Below are 21539 nucleotides of genomic sequence, written 5' to 3'. Positions count from 1 at the left end.
TTAAAAGGTTCTTTGCGAATCCTGTAAAAATTCCAATCGTTTCGACAGAAAACAGGATCGCCTGGTGTTCGGGCAGGCATCCGACGAATCGAAAAACAAATTTTTCAATACGCAAATTTCTCGAACAAATTTCCAGACAGCAAAAAATCCCCGAAAGATATTGGATCTCTCCTTTATCCTTCGGGGATTTCATTTTGTCTGGCAGCTTCCTATCTTTGCCTTGCGGCTATTGTCGGCGTTCTGCAGCTTAACGGCCGGGTTCGATATGTTTCCGGGTGTAGCCTGCAGGCTATCGCCACCATACATTAGATTTTTCGAATGGATCTTCCAAAAACAAACATCAGTCTTCCAATATAACGATCTAACGCGATCGTTGGTTTCCGTAGTGGCTTCTTGCGTATAGCTTTCTCGAATCTTAGATTAAGCTTTCGACCGATTAGTACTGGCCAACTCCGCGAATCGCTTCGCTTCCATCTCCAGCCTATCGCCTTGTCGTCTTCAAGGGGTCTTATATACCGCAGATCTTATCTTGGGCTCGGCTTCGCGCTTAGATGCTTTCAGCGCTTATCCGATCCCTGCTTGGCTGCCCGGCTATGCTACTGGCGTAACAACCGGTGCACCATTGGCAGGTCCATCCCGGTCCTCTCGTACTAAGGACAGCTTCCCTCAGATCTCCTGCGCCCACAACAGATAGGGACCGAACTGTCTCACGACGTTCTGAACCCAGCTCGCGTACCGCTTTAATGGGCGGACAGCCCAACCCTTGGAACCGAATCCAGCTCCAGGATGCGATGAGCCGACATCGAGGTGCCAAACCCCGCCGTCGATGTGAACTCTTGGGCGGGATCAGCCTGTTATCCCCAGGGTAGCTTTTATCCGTTGAGCGACGGCCCTTCCATTCGGCACCGCCGGATCACTAATCCCGACTTTCGTCCCTGCTCGGCTTGTTAGCCTCGCAGTCAGGCGCGCTTATGCATTTACACTCTAAATCTGGTTTCCATCCAGACTGAACGCACCTTTGGGCGCCTCCGTTACTCTTTGGGAGGCGACCGCCCCAGTCAAACTGCCCGCCTGGCACTGTCTATGAGTTTCCTCTATGTTAGGGCTTCAAATCATCAGGGCGGTATCCCAACGTCGGCTCCAAGAATACTGGCGTACTCTTTTCTTCGCCTCCCGCCTATCCTGTACATGATCATCCAAAACCCAATACCAGGCTGCAGTAAAGCTCCATGGGGTCTTTCCGTCTAGTTGCGGGTAACCTGCATTTTCACAGGTACTAAGATTTCACCGAGTCTGCTGCCGAGACAGCGCCCAAATCGTTTCACCTTTCGTGCGGGTCAGAACTTACCTGACAAGGAATTTCGCTACCTTAGGACCGTTATAGTTACGGCCGCCGTTCACTGGGGCTTCGGACCACTGCTTCCTCCTTGCGGACTCACAGATCCCCTTAACCTTCCAGCACCGGGCAGGTGTCACCCCATATACTTCGCCTTACGGCTTTGCATAGAGCTGTGTTTTAGTTAAACAGTCGCTTGGGCCTTTTCACTGCGGCTCTCTCGAGCGCCCCTTCTTGCGAACGTACGGGGCCATTTTGCCGAGTTCCTTGGCAACAGTTCTCTCGCTCACCTTACAATTCTCTTGCCGCCCACCTGTGTCGGTTTTGGTACGGGCCAAGATAAAGTATCGCTAGAAGCTTTTCTTGAAAGCCGCTCCATGTGCTTCGCTACTTTCCAAGGATTTCGCTTACCTCTAACGCTCTGTACCTCCTGGTCCGGATTTGCCTGGACCGGTACTGCCGCGCTTCGCCCTCAATCCATTAAGAGGGTCACACTTCCCGTCTTTGTCACTCCATCGCCTTTATCTCAGGTGCAGGAATCTTCGCCTGCTTTCCATCTGCTTCGCCTGTCGGCTGCGCATTAGGTCCCGACTGACCCGGGGCGGACGAACCTTCCCCGGAATCCTTGGGCTTTCGGTGTGCAGGATTCTCACCTGCATCTCGCTACTCACACCGGCATTCTCACTTCCATGTCCTCCACATCCCCTTACGGTAATGCTTCCACGAACATGCAACGCTCCCCTACCACTAAATACTTCAGTACTTAATCCGCGCTTTCGGCAGACAGCTTAGCCCCGGTACATTTTCGGCGCAGGGCCACTCGACTAGTGAGCTGTTACGCACTCTTTCAAGGATGGCTGCTTCTGAGCCAACCTCCTAGTTGTCCGTGCGTCCCCACATCCTTTTCCACTGAGCTGTCATTTTGGGGCCTTAAACGGCGGTCTGGGCTGTTTCCCTCTTGAGCACGGACCTTATCACCCGCACTCTGACTGCCAACGACTTCCCGCTGCGGCATTCGTAAGTTTGATTCCATTCAGTACCCCGGGATGGGCCATCATGAATTCAGCGCTCTACCTCCGCAGCCATAACATTGACGCTAGCCCTAAAGCTATTTCGGGGAGAACCAGCTATCTCCGGGTTCGATTGGAATTTCTCCGCCAGCCACAGGTCATCCGCCAGCTTTTCAACGATGGTCGGTTCGGTCCTCCACAAAGTTTCACCTCTGCTTCAACCTGCCCATGGCTAGATCACCCGGTTTCGGGTCTGCTCCTGACTACTTGTCGCCCTCTTAAGACTCGCTTTCGCTTCGGCTTCGCGTTTTCCCGCTTAACCTTGCATTCAAAAGCAACTCGCCGGTTCATTCTACAAAGGCACGCCATCACCCTTGGTCGGGCTCTGACTTCTTGCAGGCATACGGTTTCAGGTTCTCTTTCACTCCGCTTGCGCGGTTCTTTTCACCTTTCCCTCACGGTACTCTTCTCTATCGCTCACTCTTACTTATTTAGCCTTGGCGGATGGTCCCGCCTGCTTCCAACAGGATTTCACGTGTCCCGTTGTACTCAGGATTCCGCTCCTTACTCGACTCGCTTGCCGGTACAGGGATTTCACCTTCTCTGTCCGCGCTTTCCATCGCGTTCCCGTTCGCTCGTCTTTCATTTCCAGCGGTCCTACAACCCCATATCGCTATGGTTTGGGCTCTTTCCCTTTCGCTCGCCGCTACTCGGAAAATCACTTTTGTTTTCTTTTCCTCCGGCTACTTAGATGTTTCAGTTCACCGGGTTTCTCTCCATTTGCATGGATGGCTGGCTATAAAACCAGCCGGGTTCCCCCATTCGGATATCCGTGTGTCGTCGCTTCCCTGACAGCTCGGCACGGCTTTTCGCAGCCTGGCGCGTCCTTCATCATTCAAGAGTGGCAAGGCATCCTCCGTACGCCCTTCCTTGCTTGATCTAGTTCTCTAACTTTGGTTCTAGTTATGCTTGTTTCGAGATTTTTCTATTTCGTAAGAACTGTTCCACTAACTGTTTCCAACTTTCGGTTAAATCTTTATTACTCTTCAACTTTTCGTTAGACCTTCTGTTATGTCTTCTTACTGATGCTCGTTTTTCAAAGATCCATTCTTGGAACAAAAGGAAAGATAACTATTTATCCTTCTTTCTGTCCTGGAAGATCGCTCTTCCAAAACCTCACAGACAAATCCTCACTCATTACTCTTTGCCATCGGCTTTCGCCTATGGACTTCCTTGTACTTTCTCCTTAGAAAGGAGGTGATCCATCCCCACGTTCCCGTAGGGATACCTTGTTACGACTTAACCCCAGTCGTCGGCCCCGCCTTAGACGACTCACTCCCTTTAAGGGTTATGCCGTCGGCTTCGGGCGTTGCCGGCTTCCATGGTTTGACGGGCGGTGTGTACAAGGCCCGGGAACGTATTCACCGCGGCATGCTGATCCGCGATTACTAGCGATTCCAACTTCATGAAGTCGGGTTGCAGACTTCAATCCGAACTGGGACGTCTTTTATGGGGTTCGCTTCCCTTCACAGGTTCGCTTCCCTTTGTAGACGCCATTGTAGTACGTGTGTAGCCCAGGCCATAAGGGGCATGATGATTTGACGTCATCCCCGCCTTCCTCCGGTTTGTCACCGGCAGTCTGATATGAGTTCTCAACTCAATGGTAGCAACATATCACGAGGGTTGCGCTCGTTGCCAGACTTAACTGAACATCTCACGACACGAGCTGACGACAACCATGCACCACCTGTATGGACGGTAACCTCCAACTTATCTCTAAGTCTTTGCGTCCTATGTCAAGGCCTGGTAAGGTTCTTCGCGTTGCTTCGAATTAAACCACATACTCCACCGCTTGTGCGGGCCCCCGTCAATTCCTTTGAGTTTCACACTTGCGTGCATACTCCCCAGGCGGAGGAGTCACTGCGTTAGCTTCGGCACCGGGGTCCTCCCTCCGACACCTGCTCCTCATCGTTTAGGGCGTGGACTACTAGGGTATCTAATCCTATTTGCTCCCCACGCTTTCGTGCCTGAGCGTCAGCAACAGTCCAGGCGGTCGCCTTCGCAACTGGTGTTCTTCCATATATCTACGCATTTTACCGCTACACATGGAGTTCCACCGCCCTCTCCTGTCCTCTAGCGTGCCAGTTTCCAAAGCCTGTACCGGTTAAGCCCGTACCTTTCACTTCAGACTTGACGCGCAGCCTGCGCACCCTTTACGCCCAATCATTCCGGATAACGCTTGCCACCTACGTATTACCGCGGCTGCTGGCACGTAGTTAGCCGTGACTTTCTGGCGGGGTACCATCAAAAGAAAAGCATTTCCTCTTCCCTTCCTTTTTCCCCCGCAACAGAGTTTTACGATCCGAAGACCTTCTTCGCTCACGCGGCATTGCTCGTTCAGGCTTGCGCCCATTGACGAAAATTCCCTACTGCTGCCTCCCGCAGGAGTCTGGGCCGTGTCTCAGTCCCAGTGTGGCCGATCGCCCTCTCAGGCCGGCTATGCATCATCGTCTTGGTGAGCTGTTACCTCGCCAACTAACTAATGCACCGCAGATCCATCCGTCCCCCAGGCAAACGCCTGTTTCAAAAGAAGAAGATGCCTTCTTCTTTCCTATGGGGTTTTAGACTTCGTTTCCAAAGCGTATCCCCGGGTATGGGCAGGTTATCTACGTGTTACTCACCCGTTCGCCACTGATATCCGAAGATATCCGTTCGACTTGCATGTATTAGGCATGCCGCCAGCGTTCATCCTGAGCCAGGATCAAACTCTCCATTTGATATTGACTCAAACGCTTATGCGTTTAATGTTTCGTGAATAAATGATTGTTCGAGTACTTTTTGTGATTTTAAGAATCGACGTTGTGTATTTCGAATTTCTTGATCTGTCTGTAAAGTTTTCAAAGAGCCATCTGCTTGTGAGAAACTCAGCGTCTCTCACAAGGCTTGTTTATCATATCATTGCCATTTATCTCTGTCAACACATATTGTGAAATCTTTTTGATATTTAACTTGATGCGTTTTCTTTGATAAATAACAGTGACTTGAAACGTTAAGGAAAATTTCCCTTGACGCCTGATTAGATTACCACTGCTCAAAACCAATTGCAACCACGAACTTTTCAATTTGTGAAATTTCTTTTGGTGAGTGAATTGAAATAGTAAATGCAACCATTGAACCTTTTCTGGCTGCATTTAGTCCTTCAACCACAATCGTTGCGTTTAGTCCTTCCGAGTTGCGCCTGCCCGATCGGCAGTCCGCTTCGTAAGCGTCAAATAAAAGACGGGTATTTTCTCGACCGCCTCCTTGGGATAATTCCTTTATTCAAGGAGGCTTTTTCATGGAATCAATCATCCCTGCAATCGATCTCGGTATCGATTTCTCCAAAGTTAAAAACATCTATCTGGCTCAGATGCCTGCTGACCTTCGCAAAGGAATTGACGGTTACGTCTCCCTGGTTCAAGGACCTCTCGCTCTGGATCCGCTGGATGGATCCCTCTTTCTCTTCGTTAATCGACAGAAGAACAAGATCAAAGGTATCCTTCGTGACGGAAATGGATTCTGGCTTGTTTATAAGCGACTCTCCAGATCTTCCCTTCAGTGGCCTGTCAGCACTGACCAGTCCGACTTCATGCGAATTGACTGTTCGCAGCTGGCTTCTCTGCTTTCCGGTCTGTCGATTGTTCCCCAGCCGGCATTTCTGCCACGAACTTATAAGTATGTTTAAACCAATTTAAAAGGATGATTTTCTTGAAGGAATATCAAGATAAATCATCCCATTTACTTTATCTATCGCTCTAAATATGTTAAAATTAATACATGAATGTGCCGAACCCTTACCAGACAATCCGCAACGAGCTCCTCGAAGATCTTCATCATCAGATCAGCACCATGACGGAAGAAGAGAAAGACAAATTTATTGAGGATATGTACCTGGATCTCTATTTCGCTAAAGAAATCAATAAAGCCGTGAAAAGCGGCCGCTTTGGTCCTTCTACGGAAAAGATGGTTCCCTTGAAACTGGATTACTCTGAAAACGAGGACGGCGGCCCAGATATCAATATTCTGAATAAACAGCTGGCTCAGCTTGATCTGAAAGCCGATGATTGTTTTAACCGGGCTGCGAAATATCAGGAAGAGGGAGACCGCTATCGTAAAGAAGCTGAAGATTTAAAGCTCAGTTCTGTTGAAGGAAGCAAGAAAAACCTTCCACCAAGTGCAGAAAGCAGGAAGCGGTCAAAGAAACCACTACCTTCAGTGTAGAAGGGGAAAAGCGCATTTGCCCAGTTTGCGGCTGTGAGATGAAAACTGTTGGAATGAAACGTCACTATAGGATTCATCGGATTCCCGCTCGCTATAGGCTGGAAGAAGTGCTGCGTGAGACAGTCGCGTGCCCAAACAAGTGTACGGATGAAAACGGGAAAGCCATCATCCGCACCGCCGAACCTGACGAGCCTGCACTGATCGACAAGAGTGTCGCAACTTCCTCTATGGTCGCGGGAATTGCCTACGATAAGTTCGTAATGGGAACCCCGGCCTATCGTCAGGAAAAGCACCTGAGTCTCACGGGACTGCCGATCAGCCGTCAGACCATGGGCAACATCCTGGAAAAAACTTACGATCTTTATCTGAAGCCCTCGTAAAACAAATGATTGAGGATCTCCCAAACTGTAACGTCGTCCATATGGATGAGACGGTTTTAAAGTGCACGGAGGTTAAAGATCGAAAACAGTCTTCTATGGTTGTCGCCGTCAGCGGAATCTATGAAGAGAACCAGATGGCTGTCTATAAGTTTTTCCCTTACAAGAAACAGGAGTTCGTAATCGCCCTCCTTGGCGGTTCTTTTCGTCATGCCCTTATGACAGACGGGCTTTATGCATATGCCAACTACTATGGCCCCTGCAGAAAGCTCAACTGTATGGCCCATGCGAGAAGAAAGATCTTCGAAGCCATCAAAGTCCGGTCAGACTTCGCGCAGTATCAGGCAGACGTCCTGAAGTGGGAAAAGACCACACTGGAGAACGACGAAGAGGCCGCAGAAGCGGCAGCCCAGCTGGACGAAACAGAGAGACCCGAACCAAGTCCGGGTCTCCAGATTCTGCTCACAGCCCTGTCTCTGTTCGGGAAGCTCTACCACATCGAATCCCACGTTGCTTCTTACTCGCACGAGGCGAGAACCGAAGTTCGGCAGGAACTTTCAAAGCCCTGCTTTGAAAGACTCACAAGAGTCATGATGGAGATTCAGAGTGGATTCGAGGAAAGAAGCACCGCCTACAGAGCAGCCAAGTACTTCATGGATCGAGCGAACTCGTTGGGAAGGTACCTGGAAGACGGTGATTATCCGATCGACAATAATGTGGCAGAAAGAGCCGTAAAGCCATTCGTGATCAATCGCAAAAACTTCCAGACTACGAAGAGTATCAAAGGTGCGGAAGTCGTCGCAGCGTTTATGACTTTGTTTCGATCGGCTGAAATGAACGACTTAAATCCAGAGCGCTACATGGAGTACGTTCTGGATGAACTCAAATGGTTCAAAGACGATGAAATCGCGGTAGATGTATTGAAGTCACTTCTGCCGTATTCAAAGGATTTACCTGAATATCTTCGAATTGGATACCGTGGACCGGATCCGAAGTATGAAGAAAACGATGAAGAATAAAAAATACGCCAAGCGGGATCTCGAAAGGGATCCCGTTTAGCGTATCTAATATTCAGTCTCGCGTATACCCGTCGATTGTTTGACACTTACTCCGCTTCCCTGCTCTTTCTGACTGGAATACGCAAAAATGCGGGCCGGATCGTTTCAGGAAATATCCTGCTGGATCCAGCCCGCATATAGGGTTTCAATTAATCATTCATATCGTCTGCCGATGGAGTGCAGAGTCAGTCTGAGTAAGTCAGGAAACTAAGCCGCAGTGCCAGTCAGTTCCGCCATGGCTTTCTGGTATTTCAGCGTTTTGGCGTGAGCGTCTGCGTGATCGGTTCCTTTAATGCAGTAGTAGAACTTGCATTTTGGTTCCGTTCCGGAAGGACGTACCGCAATCCAGCTACCGTCGGCCAGATAGTATTTCAGAACGTCGGATTTAACGAATCCAGTGAGTTCTCTGGTTTCGCCGTTTTCCTTAATTACGGATTCCTTGTAGTCTTCGAAGCGAACAACTGGTGTTCCCGCAATTTCTTTTGGTGCTTCGCTGCGCAGATCGGCAAGAATCTGTTTGATTCTCTTGGCGCCGGCTTCACCTTCCAGTTCAACCGCAACCTGGCTTTCTTCGTAGGTTCCGTGTTTTGCGTAGAGCTCTTCGAGAACGTCAACGAGGTCTTTGCCTTCGTTGTTCTTGTACCAGGAAGCTGCTTCCGCCAGCATCAGGCAGGCCTGTGGTGCATCTTTGTCGCGGACGAACGGTTTGATCAGCGAACCGTAGGATTCTTCGTAACCGAAGACATAGTTCTTGGCGTGTGTCTTTTCGTAGTTGGCTACTTTTTCACCGATGAACTTGAATCCAGTCAGCGTTTTTTCAGTTTCTACGTTATGAGCAGAAGCTACTTTTTCACCGAGATCGGAAGTTACGACGGTGTTGAACATAACCGGTTTTTCCGGCATTTCGCCCTTGGCATCGAGCTGGCTGAGAATGTACTCAAGCAGTACAGCACCAGACTGGTTGCCGGTCATGACAACGTATTCGCCGCTGTGCTTAACGCCTACGCCCATGCGGTCCGCATCTGGGTCGCAGACGAGGATAATATCCGCGTCGTTTTCCTTCGCGTATTTCAGAGCGAGTTCATAAGCGCCTGGCTGTTCCGGGTTTGGTGTCGGAGTATTCGAGAAATCCGGATCCGGGGTGCACTGTTCCAGAACAGGAATGCAGGTGTAGCCGGTTTCCTTATAAATCTCACGAACGGGTACATTGGCGGTACCGTGTTCTGGGGAGAATACGATCTTGACGTCTTTCTTTACATCCGGGTTCAATTGGATGCTCTTAACGGCTTCGTAGTATGGACGGTCAACGTCTTCACCAATAACGGTGATGAGCTTTTTCTGCTCATCGGCAATGTTGGTATCGATAGCAAGTTCATCTTCGATCGCGTTGACTTTTTCGATGACTTTGGCAGCCAGATCCGGGACGAGCTGGCATCCTTTTTCATCGTAGAGCTTGTAGCCGTTGTACTGACGGGGGTTGTGGCTGGCGGTGATCATGATACCGCCGAAGCAGCCGAGGTGACGGACCGCAAAGCTCAGTTCTGGTGTAGGACGAAGGCTTTCAAACACATACGCTTTGATTCCGTTTTTGGCGAGGAGATCGGCGCAGTCAAAGGCAAGTTCCTTACTCATGTGACGGTTGTCGTAGCCGATTGCAATACCCTTTTGCAGGCTTCCGGACCATTTTCCTTGATGTAGTCCGCAAATCCCTGGGTAGCTTTGCGAATGGTGTGGATATTAATACGGTTTGTTCCCGGACCAAGAAGGCCGCGCATACCGGCAGTTCCAAATTCAATAGTGGTGTAGAACGCGTCGTTCTTTTCTTCTGGAGTCATGTTTTCCAGTACTTCTTTATAACGCGCGTCCAGGTTTGGGCTGTTGACCCATTTCTGATAACGTTCTTCAACAACAGACATTTTTTAACCTCCGATTTCGCAAAAATTATAACATGAATCAATCGTCGGTCGATTATGACTTTTCTGCCCGAAAACTTGTATTCCTCAATGAAAAAGATTGATTTCAAACTGTTTATTTTCGGAATCCTTTTCTGCGTGTGAATCGACCGGACGGCAAGGCAATAAGCGGGAATTCTTTGAAAACATCTGGTTACAAACCGGCAAAACGCACAGTCCATCCGACTGGCCAGACCTGCTTGCGGTCTGTGATCTCCAGATAAAGAAAAAGGGCTCCGGAGAGCCTTTTTCTGTGTCGGATTATTCAATGACTTTCTGTGCGCGCAGTGCGTTAACGATGTTGTCGATGGCTTCGTCTTCGTCGTCACCAGTAGCGGAGATAACGATTTCGGCCTGTGTCGGGATGCCCAGGGACATAACGCCCATGATGGACTTCATGTTGGATTCGCGTCCTTTGAAGTTCAGAACGACATCGCTCTTGCATCCGCTGGCTGCGTTTACGGCCACTGTAGCAGGACGTGCGTGAAGTCCTACCGGGTCAATAACCTTAACTGTTGCTTGTTTCATGATTCATTTCCTCCTGAATCGCTTACAATCTGATTTTAAAGCAACCTGATAGTTTTAACAACCTTGAAGTGCGTGATTTCCGACAACCTGAATTCCCTCTTTTTCCAGTTTGCGCGTAAATAAACCTTTCCCAGGAATGAGTCTGGATGAAAATGTACCGTCATAAATAATGGAACTTCCGCAGGAAGGCGACCGTTCCATCAAAATAGCCAGATCCGGCTGTTTCTCCTTTACGATTTCCATAGCCTTATCGATGCCGCCTTCCATGGTCGCCGTCAGATCGTCTCCGTCTTTTGTCCGTACTCGATCTTCGAGAATTTCCATAGGCTTTCGCGGTGTAGGAAGACCGGAAAGACATTCCGGGCAGACCGGAATTAGCGTATTGCGTTTACCTAATGCGATAACCGCCTCATCCCGGCAGCTTTTCCGGTCATAGCGGCACTTCTCACCGAGCAGACAGGCGCTGACCAGAATTGTTTTTCCTTCGAGACTGGACGCTTCAACCTTCTCAGATTCGGCTAATCCGGTACAGCTGCTGGTGTCTCTTTTAGAACTTGGATTTGGACTGGAAAGGATATCTTCCGTTTTCATAAACACTCCTTTTTGCCGGACGGCGTGATCTCCGGTTTTAAAAGTGAAGAACGGCTGCATTAAACGTCTGCGGATTTTTGCAGCCACATAATGATCGCCGGTTATAAAGACAAGTCTGGAATCTGGGATGGCTTTGGCAATTGCTTTTGTATGGGAAGCCTTAATGACATCACGTGTTCCTGCAAGGACCAGCGTCGGTGCCTGAATCTTCGTCAGATCCTCTGGATTAATATTCGGATCGTTCACCATCAGTCCCAGCAGTTCCGCAGTTGTTCTGGCTTTTGGACTGAACTTTTTAAAGAAACTGGCCATTCTGTACCCGATTTCAATAGGAATCTGTGTGCCAGACCGAACACCGTCCGGGGTCAGATTTCCGCCGTCCAGAATGAGCCGGTCGATGCGATCAGGATATTTCATCGCAAAAATCATGGCGATGTTGGCCCCGTCGGAAAAGCCGAGAAGATTCGCCCGGACAATATTGTGCTGATCCATGAACGCCTTCAGAGCCTGTGCAAACTGACGAATGGTAAATGGAGCTCTGCCTCGGAGCGTCTTTCCATGTCCGCGCGTATCGATTGCGATCACGCGATAATATCTGGAGAATTCTTCGATCTGCTTTTCAAAATAGCTGCTTTCTTCCCCGTTTCCATGAAGCAGGATCAGGGTTTCCCTTTTCCCTGTTCCAGAAAGTGATTTTCAAACGATTCTTCCATAGGCTCTCTTCTCCGGACATTCTTCTCCAGACATTCCGCTCTCGAGCGGCAGTTTCGTGCATTTTTCACGGCTGTCTGCGCAGATTTTCCTGTCCTGTTCCATCCGCGCAAAATGAAAAATGCTTCCCGCTTATTATGGCAGGAAGCATTTCGTTTACATAGGGTAATTCTTACATCAGAGTGTCGTACAGTCTGTTGTACACTTCAGCGGAATTCTGCCAGGAAACATCTTTGTTCATGGCGTTCATCTGCAGAATTTTCCAGTCTTCCGGACGGTTGTAATAAACATTGATCGCGTTATTGAGCGTGTTCATCATTTCATCCGCGTTGTAGTTGGAGAAGCTGAAGCCGTTCCCAGTCTTGTCGAACTCGTTGTAAGGCGTAACGGTATCTTTCAGACCGCCGGTTTCACGAACCAGAGGCAGTGTGCCGTAGCGCAGCGAGCAGAGCTGACTGAGGCCGCACGGTTCAAACAGAGAAGGCATCAGGAAGAGATCGCTGCCGGCGTAAATGCGGTGCGCGAGATCTTCGTTGTAGCCCCGATAGAAGCAGACTTTGCCTTTATGCTGGTTTTCCATATCGCGGAATGCGTTCTGGATGGCGTCTTCGCCGGTACCAAGAATCGCCAGCTGGATTGGTGCATTAGCGAGTTCCTGGAACTTTTCGAGCATCAGGTAGAAGCCCTTCTGGTAGGTCAGACGGGAAACTACGCCGACGAGCATAACATGCGGATTGACTTCCAGGCCGAGTTCCTTCTGAAGCGCTGCCTTGTCCTGGGCTTTGCCTTTGGACATGGTGATCTTGTTGTAATGATATGGCAGAGCCGGATCCGTGTTCGGGTTCCATACAGCCATATCGATACCGTTTACGATGCCCCACAGGTCATAGCGGCGCATGTTCAGTACGGCTTCCATATGTTCGCCGTACTGGGGCGTCAGGATTTCCTGCGAGTAGGTCGGCGAAACGGTCGTGATCTTGTCGGCGTAGAGGATGCCGGACTTCATGAAGGATACGCCGCCGTCGAAACGGATGTTGCCATTGTCGAGCAGGTAGTATGGAAGGCCGAGGCAGGAGTCGGTCATTTCCGGTCCAAAGTTACCCTGGAAGAGCAGGTTGTGGATCGTGTAGACAAACTTGATGTTGGCATAGCGGGAATCGCTCGAATGCGTTTCCTTAACCATGCACGGAATCATGCCGGTCTGCCAGTCGTGGCAGTGGATGATGTTGGGCCAGTAGTTGAGCTGGTTCAGCATTTCGATGACAGCTTTCTGGAAGTAAGCGAAACGTTCGCCGTCATCCAGATAGCCGTAGAGCGCATCTCGTTCGAAATAGCCCTGGTGCTGAACAAAGAAGTAAGCCACTTTGCCCACGGTCTGGGAATAGATCGTTACCGGCACTTCACGGTAGTTGATGTTTACCGTATAGGAAGCACAGTATGTCAGATCCTGAAAATTCTTTTCTGCAATTTTTTTGTAGAGCGGCAGAACAACTTTCACTTCGTGACCCATTTCCGCAAGAGCGGCTGGCAGAGAACCGATTACATCGGCCAGTCCGCCGGTCTTAACGAATGGAAGGCCTTCTGCAGCCGCCATTAAAATAGAAGCCATTAATAATTACCTCTGCGTTTGAGATAAACCGGGTTCTCTTCGTTGCCGGTTACTTCGTGCTTGAGAACAACCTTGGCGTCCTTGTCGACAATGCAGTTGGTCAGCATGATGTTGTCGCCGATTTCAACACCCGGCAGAATCAGGCAGTTGTTGATCAGAGATCCTTTGCCGACGGTAACGTTACGTCCGATGATCGAACCCTGAACGTTGCCTTCAATTTTGCATCCGTTGGAGATCAGAGCGCCGGAAGCGGTGCCTTCACCCAGATAAATTGTCGGAGGCGAATCGTTGGTACGGGTATAGATTGGCCAGTTTGGATCGTTGAAGAAGCTCATGTTGGCTTCGTTCAGCATTGCCATGTTGGACTTGAAGTATGTGCGTTTGCTGAGGATCGGGAAGATTACGTGCGTATAGTCGACCATGTTGATCTTGACATCCCATTTTGGATTGTCTGCAACGTAGTTCAGCATGTCAGTCAGCCAGTACAGTTCGGAGCATTCGTGACCTTCTTCCACCATCTTCAGGAACGTTTTCTTGTTGATGATGTATGTATCCAGGAATACATCCATTTCTGCACCACGCGGGCCGAGTTCCGGCTGTCCGATGTACGTTTCCACGTGATCGAATTCGCCGGCTTCGTTTTTGAAGATAACGTTCGAGCTAAGGAAGTCGCGGGCATCGCGGGAATTCATTTCATGATGGTAAAGCAGCGTGATGTCTGCCTTGGATTCGATATGTTTCGCAAGCAGATTCTGGAAGTTGATCTTGTAGACCCAGTTGACCGGAGCGATGATCACGTAATCGTGATTATCTTCTTCGATTTCATCCAGGTTGGAGTAGTAGCCGTGCAGGTCGGAAGAATATTCCTGAGAAAGGCCGCTGTAGCCTACCGGAATAATCGCTACGTGACCGTGCTTGTTGTTGATGTTGTAGTGACGGGCACTGCCAATGTGGTCAAACAGAACTTTCGGGTCGCCGTTGGTGTAAACCTGAATGTTCTGGATGCCGGAGTTTGTCATGTTGGAAATTGGAATATCGACCAGACGGTAGCGTCCTACATAGTTGAACGCTGCCATTGGACGGTACTGACCTACGCCGCTGACATAGATGGCAGGAGATGTGAAGGCGACAATACCAAGTGCGTTAATCATATTAGTTATCTCCTTTCACGTCCTGATAAGCCAGGTAAATATGTTCCGAATCCGGCGAACCTACAGTGGAGCCGGCGCCGACAACAACTTTTTCGGCAACGATTGAGCGGTACACTTTTGCACCTTTTTCTACAATGCAGCCAGGCATGAGTACGCTGTCTTTTACTTCAGCGCCTTCCATGATGGTGACGTTGTTGAACAGAACGCTGTTCACGGCTTCGCCACGGATCACAGCACCCTGGTTGATGTAGCAGTGTTTAACGCGTCCAGTCGGGGATACGTACTGCGGAAGTACAGGAATATCGGAAGTGTAGATTTTCCAGTCCTGATCGCCAAGGTCGAGTTCATCGTTATGGTCGATCAGGTCCATGTTGGCTTCCCAGAGGGAGTCAATCGTTCCAACATCTTTCCAGTAGCCGCTGAAGTTGTAGGCGAACAGACGCTTCTTGTCAGCGAGCAGACGCGGGATGATGTTCATGCCGAAGTCGTGCTTGGAATCCTTGTCCTTGGCATCTTCGATCAGGATTTCGCGCAGCAGCGGCCAGTCGAAGATGTAGATGCCCATGGAAGCCAGGTTGGATTTTGGTTCGGCAGGTTTTTCCTCAAACTCAAGAATGTGGTTGTTCATGTCGCAGTTCATGATTCCAAAGCGTGGCGCTTCTTCCCATGGAACCGGGCGAACGGCTACGGTCAGATCCGCGTCGTTCTGGCGATGTGCTGCGAGCATTTTGTCGTAGTTCATTTTGTAGATATGGTCACCCGACAGAATGAGAACATATCCAGGATTGAACTCGTCGATGAAGTCGATATTCTGGTAGATCGCATCGGCGGTACCCTGATAAACACCGAACTTGGTGTCGTCTTTTTCACTAGGCGGAAGGACGTATACGCCGCTGCCGCGGGTATCGAGACCCCAGCGCTGTCCAGCGCCCGCATACGCGTTGAGCTGTACAGGTTCGTACTGTGTCAGAACACCGACAACGTTGATGTTCGAGTTTGCACAGTTACTGAGGGGAAGTCAATAATGCGGTATTTTCCGCCAAAATATACCGCAGGCTTTGCCGTTTTATTCGTCAGCTGATACAAACGGGAGCCGCGCCCGCCAGCCAGAATCATGGCGAGCATATTGTTGTTATCCATAGTTTTCCTCCTGAAACTAATTTCATTAAAAGTATAGCACTTGTAGCCTTTTCAAACACCCGCCCGCGTGCTTTTGAGGGATAAATTGTATGGGCTTTCATAGAGAAATAGTCATGGGTAGAAATAATTTCTTTACATTTATGTTTTCTTTTATTCAATAATGATTTCATTTTTGATGCATTAGATGCACTATTTGTGTCGAATTGTCAAATGGAAAGGTTTTGCCCACTTTTGCAATGTTTGCCTTTTTCCGGTTTAAACCATGACAAAACCCGCTACTTTCAGTCCGAATCGTGATAAAAATCGGACTGAAATGGCTTTCGAAGGGTAGACTGGATCGCCTTTTTCTGCTCTTTCATTTGGTTTCAGAAAACGGCACTTGCTGGCCGCAGAAGCGGCTTTAAAATGTAGCGTTTTCATGCATAAATCCGTACAGATTGAACGCGCACATTTGTATTTTTAGTATGGCAGGCATTTTCTTTCCGTCCGTTTTGCCTGTTCTCTCTTCCCTTCTCGATTCGCGCACTTCTGCTCTCTCGATTCCTGCACTCCTGCTCTCTCGATTTGCGTGCCGTTCTCTTATGGCGTAAGAAGGCCATAGAAAAACGGCAGGATCCAGAAGGAGGCTCTTCTGTTTCCTGCCGCAGAATACGGGGTTAGATCAGGACCGCGCGGTCATCGGAAAATTCGGTACCGGCTGCTTCCTTGAACTTGTTGTGGAGATCTTCTACGGTCAGCAAAGCTTTTTCGTCACCGCTTACGTCGTAGATGATCTTTCCGTTGTACATCATGATCAGACGGTTTCCCAGACGGATCGCATCGTTCATGTTGTGGGTGATCATCAGCGTCGTCAGCTTATTTTCGCTGACGATTTTTTCTGTAAGATCGAGAACTTTTTAGCCGTCAGCGGGTCAAGCGCTGCGGTATGCTCGTCGAGCAGAAGCAGATCCGGCTTCTGAAGCGATGCCATGAGCAGCGTAATCGCCTGGCGCTGGCCGCCGGAAAGCAGGCCGACCTTGCTGGTGAGGCGGGTTTCCAGACCGAGTCCGAGCGTAGCGAGCTGATCGCGGTATTTCTGCTGTTCGCTTTTGGTATTTCCCCAGCGCAGGGTACGTCCCTGTCCGCGTCTTGCCGCAAAAGCCAGGTTTTCGCCGATTTCCATATCGGCTGCCGTACCCATCAGCGGGTCCTGGAAGACACGGCCGATGAATTTGGCACGCTTGTGCTCCGGCATGAGCGAAACGTCGGTATTGTTGAGAACGATGTGCCCGCAGTCTGGCGGATATACGCCGGCGATCAGGTTGAGCAGCGTCGATTTGCCGGCGCCGTTGCCGCCGATGACGGTAACGAACTGGCCTTCTTCAATGTGAAGATTCAGATCGCTGATCGCTTTCTTTTCATTTACGGTGCCTTTGTTAAAGGTTTTGGAGACATGTGAGATTTTCAGCATCAGAACTTCTCCTCCACGCTTTCGACCGCTTCGGTCAGACGCTTATAGGCGGACGTCTGTGCGCGGTGTTCAAGAACGACCGGAATGCTCAGGGCTGCAGCTACGAGCAGCGCTGTAAAGAGCTTCAGGTTGTCCGGGTTCAGACCGAGCTGCAGAACGAGCGAAACAATGATTCGATACAAAATGCTTCCGACAACGATGGAGATCAGACGACGGAGGAATCCGCCCTTGCGTCCGAAAATGGTTTCTCCGATAACGATGGAAGCCAGAGCCATAACGATGGCGCCGATGCCCATTTTGACATCCGCGTAGCCCTGCTGCTGGCAGACCAGCGCGCCGGACATGGCGATCAGTCCATTGGAAAGCATGAGCGCGATCATCGTGGTCATGTTGGTCGACACGCCGTTGGCACGGACCATGTTCGGGTTGTTTCCCGTCGCACGAACCGACGCGCCGAGTTCAGTTCCGAAAAACCAGTAGAGCAGCGCAATCGTTGCGATGACAAACAGAATGCCGACGCAGATGACGGAAAGATAGCCCGGGGTGATCCAGCCCATGGCTGGGATGTGATCGGTCAGCCAGGAAAAGCAGGTGCTTTCGTTCATGAGCGGAATGTTGGATTTGCCCATGATCATCAGGTTGATGGAGTACAGACCGATCTGGGAAAGAATACCGGCAAGAATCGGCGGAATTTTGCAGACCGTATTGAAGAAGCCAGTCACTGCGCCGGCCAGAAAGCCAACGATCAGCGCAGCCAGTACGGTCAGATACGGATTGACGCCCATTAAGATGAGGGCCGAACTGATGGCCGCTCCCGTTGCGAAGGAGCCGTCGACGGTCAGGTCCGCAAAGTCAAGCAGGCGGAAGGTGATATATACGCCCAGGGCCATGATGCCCCAGAGGATTCCCTGTCCAATAGCACCTTCCAGAGAAAACAGAAGCGCCATTCCTATTCCTCAACGGTAACGTCTGTACCGCGGTCAACAACGGACTGCGGCAGCGTGAGGCCGAGTTTTTCTGCTGTCTTGGAGTTGAAGGAAAGCGTGCAGTCGTCCGTAGCCAGGTATTCAATGGCCATGTCTTCCGGTTTGCTTTCGCCTTTGAGGATGCTTACGGCCTGTGCGCCGGCAAGCTGTCCGAGTTTGTAGTAGTCAATACCATAAGTGGCAAGTCCGCCGTTTAAAACCATGCCTTCTTCGCCGACGATGGTCGGGATGCCAAAGCCGGTTGCGATCTGCGATACAGTCGCCATGCTTTCGGCCATCAGGTTATCGGTCGGTACGTAGATGGCATCGACTTTTCCGTTAAGGGATTCAACAACCTGCTGAATCTGGTTTGAGTCGGTTACGGAAGCTTCCACGAATTCAAGGCCGCGGGCTTCGCATTCTTTTTCGCCAGTTCAATCTGGAACGCGGAGTTGCTTTCGGCGTTGCAGTAGAGCAGACCTACGGTTTTCGCATCCGGTACGATTTCCTTGAGCAGATCGAACTGCGCTTCAATCGGGTTGAGGTCGGAAGAGCCGGTTACGTTGTTGCCTGGCTTTTCGTTGCTTTCCACCAGACCGGAATCTGCAGGGTCGGTTACCGCGGAAATGACAATTGGAATGTCCTTAGTTTCGTTGGCTGCAGCCTGCGCGGCCGGCGTAGCGACGGCGTAGATCAGATCTACTTTGTCGTTCACGTATTTCTGGGCAATGGATGTGCAGTTGGCCACTTCGTTCTGTGCCGAGTTGAAGGTAATCTGCGCATCGGCATAGCCGTTTTCCTTAAGATAATCTTCAAAGCCTTTAGCAGCCGCATCGAGTGCGGGATGTTCGGTGTACTGGAGGATGCCGATCTTGACATCGGAAGCGCCATCGGCTGCCGCGGTGATACTGGAACCATCGGCGCTGCTGGCTGTGGAGGAGCTGCCGCCATTTCCGGAACATCCGGCAAGAGGAGCGCAGCACTCAGTGCAGCAATGGAATATCTGTGCAGTTTCATTGGATAAATGTCTCCTTTTTTCGTATTGCACACATTCTACACAATTCACACATTCTGCGTCATTGTAAAAAGACTTTTCAAAAATTTTCATGAAATTAGCTTTCAGAGTGCGGAATTTCATCCGATCTTGCAATTCTTGGACCTTGCTTCTCAATTTGTTCGCTTTTCAAGAACAGAACGGCCGTTCTTTTTCTTACACGATTTCCGAATTTACAGCCGATTCCTGCGCTGAAAAGCACAGAACCGCTTTCCACTCGATTTCCATGAAAAAGCGGACCGCAAAGGTCCGCATTCATACGGGTCTGTATGGAGATGATTTAGTCGACGCCGTTGATTTTCTTTTCGTTTTCTTTGATTTTTCTTCGTGACGAGCAGCTGCCTGTTCTTTGCGTTCGATCACTTTTTCGTCATGGTCGATTTCTTTTTCACGCAGCTCTTTCATGAATTTGGACTTGTCGGCGTCCTCTTCCACTACATGCATATTCATGTCCGCACGTTTCTTATCAATTTCACGCTCGTCATGACGAACTTCGTCACTCAGAACCTTGTCTTCAAACTTTTGAATTCTTCAGCCATAATCATCAGCCTCCTGTTTGACAGTACAATTATACGATCCTTTGTACAAAGGCCCTTGTACCGTGCCCGAAAGGATAAATCCGCATGCACAGACAAAAAGCCGTCCCTGAACTGGGAAGAACGTTTTCCTTGGTTCAAAGGACGGCTTTGTTTTTCATCTTGTATCAATTCTGTCTGCTGATTTTGTGCAGACGATTTTCTGCAGCGTTTTCTTTCCCGCTCGAGCGGGCTTTTGTTAGGCGTTGGCGTTTTCTTCGAGCAGCGTATTGAGAATGTCCTCGGGCATGTAGTCGAAGCGGATCGGCGTTCCGGAGATCAGATAGTCGAGGCAGTCATCGGAATAGCCGGTTACGACATAGACCATCTTCTTGCCGTCTGGGTACGTAAGCAGCACCTTGCCGTTTTCGACCGCATAGCTGCCGCTTCTTTCTTCCATCAGTTCCTTGCCGCGGAAGTCGTATTCCTTGAATTCATGATCGTCCCAGAAGCTCTGGCAGGTGTAGAGATCTTTCTGGAAGTAGTGGATCCAGTTGCCAAGCAGGCTTCTTTCCGAGAAACCAGAAGCGATCACATCCTGGATTTCCTTGTCCTTGCGGCTGCCCAGACGGATCTTGTCGAGCGTTTCTTCCGAAGCGGCCGGCATGCCCAGCAGGCTCTGCGCGAAGTCGATAACCTGCGTGCACTGCTCGATGCGTTCCTTCAGGCTGCTTTCGAAGGCGTTTCTGGCTTCTTCGTCGGCGGGAAGGGAAAAAGTCCGTCCTGGCTGACCTGAGCGAGCAGGGATTCGAGTTCTTCTTTCTGGCTCGTCGCAGTCTGCACCATTTTCTGGATTTCCTGTTTGTTACGTTCTTCCTGGAGAGCGATCTGTTCCTTGATCTCTCGGATCATCTGATCGTTGTCCTGAATGTTCGTCTGAAGCTGACTGAAAATATCTTTCCAGACCTGAATGTCTGCTGTGTTCATAGTTCTGATCCTTTCAATGGCGGCCAAGCGGCTGCCTTTTCCGTTTGATTGTTGCAAAAAATATCTTAAGGATCAAATACGACCGTCAGAAACGAAGATCAAATTCATACAAAAATCGCCATTTATGCCCGTATTCGCTTGACAGAACGTTCAAAACGTCCTTGTTTTGTACACATTCTTTCCAGTACTTTAAACTGGATCCGGTCTATATCCAGTCCTATATATCTTCTTTCTCACAAAAATTTCTTTCTCACAAAAATGGCCGCGATAATTTTCGATCCAAAAGGAATACCTGGAACAACAGATTTCCCCAAGAAAAGCTCCCTCAAGCCCGTCCGTTTCTTTCTGGGACCGGCTTGAGGGAGCGTAATTCATTCCCTGTCTGCTCGAGCAATATTTACTGATTCAATATCTGTACTTGATTCTATTTTTTGCCGAACAGGGCACGAAGCAGCGCGATGCCGCCGGCAACCATCAGGAACACCTTGCCGGCTTCAATCAGAGCGGCTTTTGGATCGTCCTGCATTTCCTGCGCGAAATCACCGACATGATCCACAGCTTTTTCACGGAACTCGCCGAATTTTTCGCGGGCATCCTGTGAAAGTTCATTGAATCGATCATCAAAGGCGTCTGCACGTCGGTCGACTTCTTCGCCAAACTGATGCGCGTAGTCTTCGAGCTGCGAACCGGCTTCTTTCGATGCCTGATTAAAATCGGCTTCTGCTTCTTTAGCAGCCTGACTGAAATCGGCTTTCACCTGTTCTTCGGCTTTTTGCGCTTCTTCTTTTGCGGCCTCCGCGTAGGCGCCGGCTTCGGCCATTTTCGCATGGGCCTGATCGACCGCC

At 49.8% G+C, this 21539-nt stretch carries 11 protein-coding genes, 3 rRNA genes and 5 pseudogenes; 3 read left to right on the top strand and 16 right to left on the bottom strand.

Going from position 1 to position 21539, the window contains the following annotated elements; translation table 11 throughout:
• Positions 1-196: 196 nt before the first annotated feature.
• The 3 genes from rrf to KWG61_RS07735 form a co-directional block, all read right to left on the bottom strand.
• Positions 197-303 (bottom strand): 5S ribosomal RNA (rrf, locus tag KWG61_RS07745).
• A gap of 113 nt (positions 304-416) precedes the next feature.
• Positions 417-3286 (bottom strand): 23S ribosomal RNA (locus tag KWG61_RS07740).
• A 310-nt stretch (positions 3287-3596) separates the two neighbouring features.
• Positions 3597-5123: ribosomal RNA gene (locus KWG61_RS07735) — 16S ribosomal RNA — on the bottom strand.
• Together the 16S, 23S and 5S rRNA genes form the textbook arrangement of a ribosomal RNA operon.
• Before the next feature lie 560 nt (positions 5124-5683).
• Here KWG61_RS07735 and tnpB point away from each other — a divergent pair.
• The 3 genes and pseudogenes from tnpB to KWG61_RS07715 all read left to right on the top strand — a co-directional run bounded on the left by tnpB (position 5684) and on the right by KWG61_RS07715 (position 8002).
• The gene (gene tnpB / locus KWG61_RS07730; RefSeq protein ID WP_230268547.1) at positions 5684-6070 is read left to right on the top strand and encodes an IS66 family insertion sequence element accessory protein TnpB; all 387 of its coding nucleotides are present in this window, start codon (positions 5684-5686) and stop codon (positions 6068-6070) included.
• A 92-nt stretch (positions 6071-6162) separates the two neighbouring features.
• Positions 6163-6606 (top strand): hypothetical protein, encoded by a 444-nt coding sequence (locus KWG61_RS07725; protein WP_242743366.1) that lies wholly within the window; start codon positions 6163-6165, stop codon positions 6604-6606.
• A 38-nt stretch (positions 6607-6644) separates the two neighbouring features.
• Positions 6645-8002: pseudogene (locus KWG61_RS07715) on the top strand (transposase).
• 246 nt (positions 8003-8248) lie between these two features.
• Here KWG61_RS07715 and KWG61_RS07710 read toward each other — a convergent pair.
• The 13 genes and pseudogenes from KWG61_RS07710 to KWG61_RS07645 all read right to left on the bottom strand — a co-directional run bounded on the left by KWG61_RS07710 (position 8249) and on the right by KWG61_RS07645 (position 21514).
• Positions 8249-9957: pseudogene (locus tag KWG61_RS07710) on the bottom strand (phospho-sugar mutase).
• A gap of 297 nt (positions 9958-10254) precedes the next feature.
• Positions 10255-10521, bottom strand: coding sequence for an HPr family phosphocarrier protein (locus KWG61_RS07700; RefSeq protein WP_230268196.1), 267 nt, complete (start codon positions 10519-10521; stop codon positions 10255-10257).
• A gap of 54 nt (positions 10522-10575) precedes the next feature.
• Entirely contained in the window at positions 10576-11772 is a 1197-nt protein-coding gene (locus tag KWG61_RS07695; protein ID WP_367614351.1) for an alpha/beta fold hydrolase, read from the bottom strand.
• 223 nt (positions 11773-11995) lie between these two features.
• A complete protein-coding gene (glgA, locus tag KWG61_RS07690; protein WP_230268199.1) occupies positions 11996-13432 on the bottom strand; it encodes a glycogen synthase GlgA in 1437 nt (478 codons plus the stop codon).
• Entirely contained in the window at positions 13432-14583 is a 1152-nt protein-coding gene (locus tag KWG61_RS07685; RefSeq protein WP_230268200.1) for a sugar phosphate nucleotidyltransferase, read from the bottom strand. The genes glgA and KWG61_RS07685 overlap by 1 nt, the downstream gene beginning before the upstream one ends.
• Position 14584: 1 nt before the next feature.
• Positions 14585-15723, bottom strand: a pseudogene (locus KWG61_RS07680) (glucose-1-phosphate adenylyltransferase).
• Positions 15724-16379: 656 nt separating this feature from the next.
• A pseudogene (locus KWG61_RS07675) lies at positions 16380-17173 on the bottom strand (ABC transporter ATP-binding protein).
• Positions 17173-18120, bottom strand: a complete 948-nt coding sequence (locus KWG61_RS07670; protein WP_230268203.1) for an ABC transporter permease — start codon at positions 18118-18120, stop codon at positions 17173-17175. The pseudogene KWG61_RS07675 and the gene KWG61_RS07670 overlap by 1 nt, the downstream one beginning before the upstream one ends.
• Positions 18121-18122: 2 nt before the next feature.
• Positions 18123-19246: pseudogene (locus KWG61_RS07665) on the bottom strand (ABC transporter substrate-binding protein).
• A gap of 201 nt (positions 19247-19447) precedes the next feature.
• A complete protein-coding gene (locus KWG61_RS07660) occupies positions 19448-19642 on the bottom strand; it encodes a hypothetical protein (protein WP_242745471.1) in 195 nt (64 codons plus the stop codon).
• 324 nt (positions 19643-19966) lie between these two features.
• On the bottom strand, positions 19967-20374 hold the full coding sequence (locus tag KWG61_RS07655) for a hypothetical protein (RefSeq protein WP_242745470.1): 408 nt from the start codon (positions 20372-20374) through the stop codon (positions 19967-19969).
• Positions 20375-20430: 56 nt separating this feature from the next.
• Positions 20431-20694 carry a hypothetical protein gene (locus KWG61_RS07650; protein WP_242745469.1) on the bottom strand — a complete coding sequence of 88 codons (264 nt, stop codon included), beginning with the start codon at positions 20692-20694 and terminating at the stop codon, positions 20431-20433.
• 424 nt (positions 20695-21118) lie between these two features.
• A complete protein-coding gene (locus tag KWG61_RS07645) occupies positions 21119-21514 on the bottom strand; it encodes a hypothetical protein (RefSeq protein WP_242745468.1) in 396 nt (131 codons plus the stop codon).
• Positions 21515-21539 lie beyond the last annotated feature (25 nt).

The organism is Allobaculum sp. Allo2 (assembly GCF_022701175.1).
GTDB lineage: Bacteria > Bacillota_I > Bacilli_A > Erysipelotrichales > Erysipelotrichaceae > Allobaculum > Allobaculum fili.
This window is presented reverse-complemented; position numbering and strand designations above follow the sequence as displayed.

Excerpts from the sequence above, each read along its gene's own strand:
- KWG61_RS07660 (WP_242745471.1), bottom strand. The coding sequence starts at position 19,642 with ATGAATATGCATGTAGTGGAAGAGGACGCCGACAAGTCCAAATTCATG.
- KWG61_RS07670 (WP_230268203.1), bottom strand. The coding sequence starts at position 18,120 with ATGGCGCTTCTGTTTTCTCTGGAAGGTGCTATTGGACAGGGAATCCTC.
- KWG61_RS07725 (WP_242743366.1), top strand. The coding sequence starts at position 6,163 with ATGAATGTGCCGAACCCTTACCAGACAATCCGCAACGAGCTCCTCGAA.
- tnpB (WP_230268547.1), top strand. The coding sequence starts at position 5,684 with ATGGAATCAATCATCCCTGCAATCGATCTCGGTATCGATTTCTCCAAA.
- KWG61_RS07655 (WP_242745470.1), bottom strand. The coding sequence starts at position 20,374 with ATGCCGGCCGCTTCGGAAGAAACGCTCGACAAGATCCGTCTGGGCAGC.
- KWG61_RS07645 (WP_242745468.1), bottom strand. The coding sequence starts at position 21,514 with ATGGCCGAAGCCGGCGCCTACGCGGAGGCCGCAAAAGAAGAAGCGCAA.
- KWG61_RS07685 (WP_230268200.1), bottom strand. The coding sequence starts at position 14,583 with ATGATTAACGCACTTGGTATTGTCGCCTTCACATCTCCTGCCATCTAT.
- glgA (WP_230268199.1), bottom strand. The coding sequence starts at position 13,432 with ATGGCTTCTATTTTAATGGCGGCTGCAGAAGGCCTTCCATTCGTTAAG.
- KWG61_RS07700 (WP_230268196.1), bottom strand. The coding sequence starts at position 10,521 with ATGAAACAAGCAACAGTTAAGGTTATTGACCCGGTAGGACTTCACGCA.
- KWG61_RS07650 (WP_242745469.1), bottom strand. The coding sequence starts at position 20,694 with ATGAACACAGCAGACATTCAGGTCTGGAAAGATATTTTCAGTCAGCTT.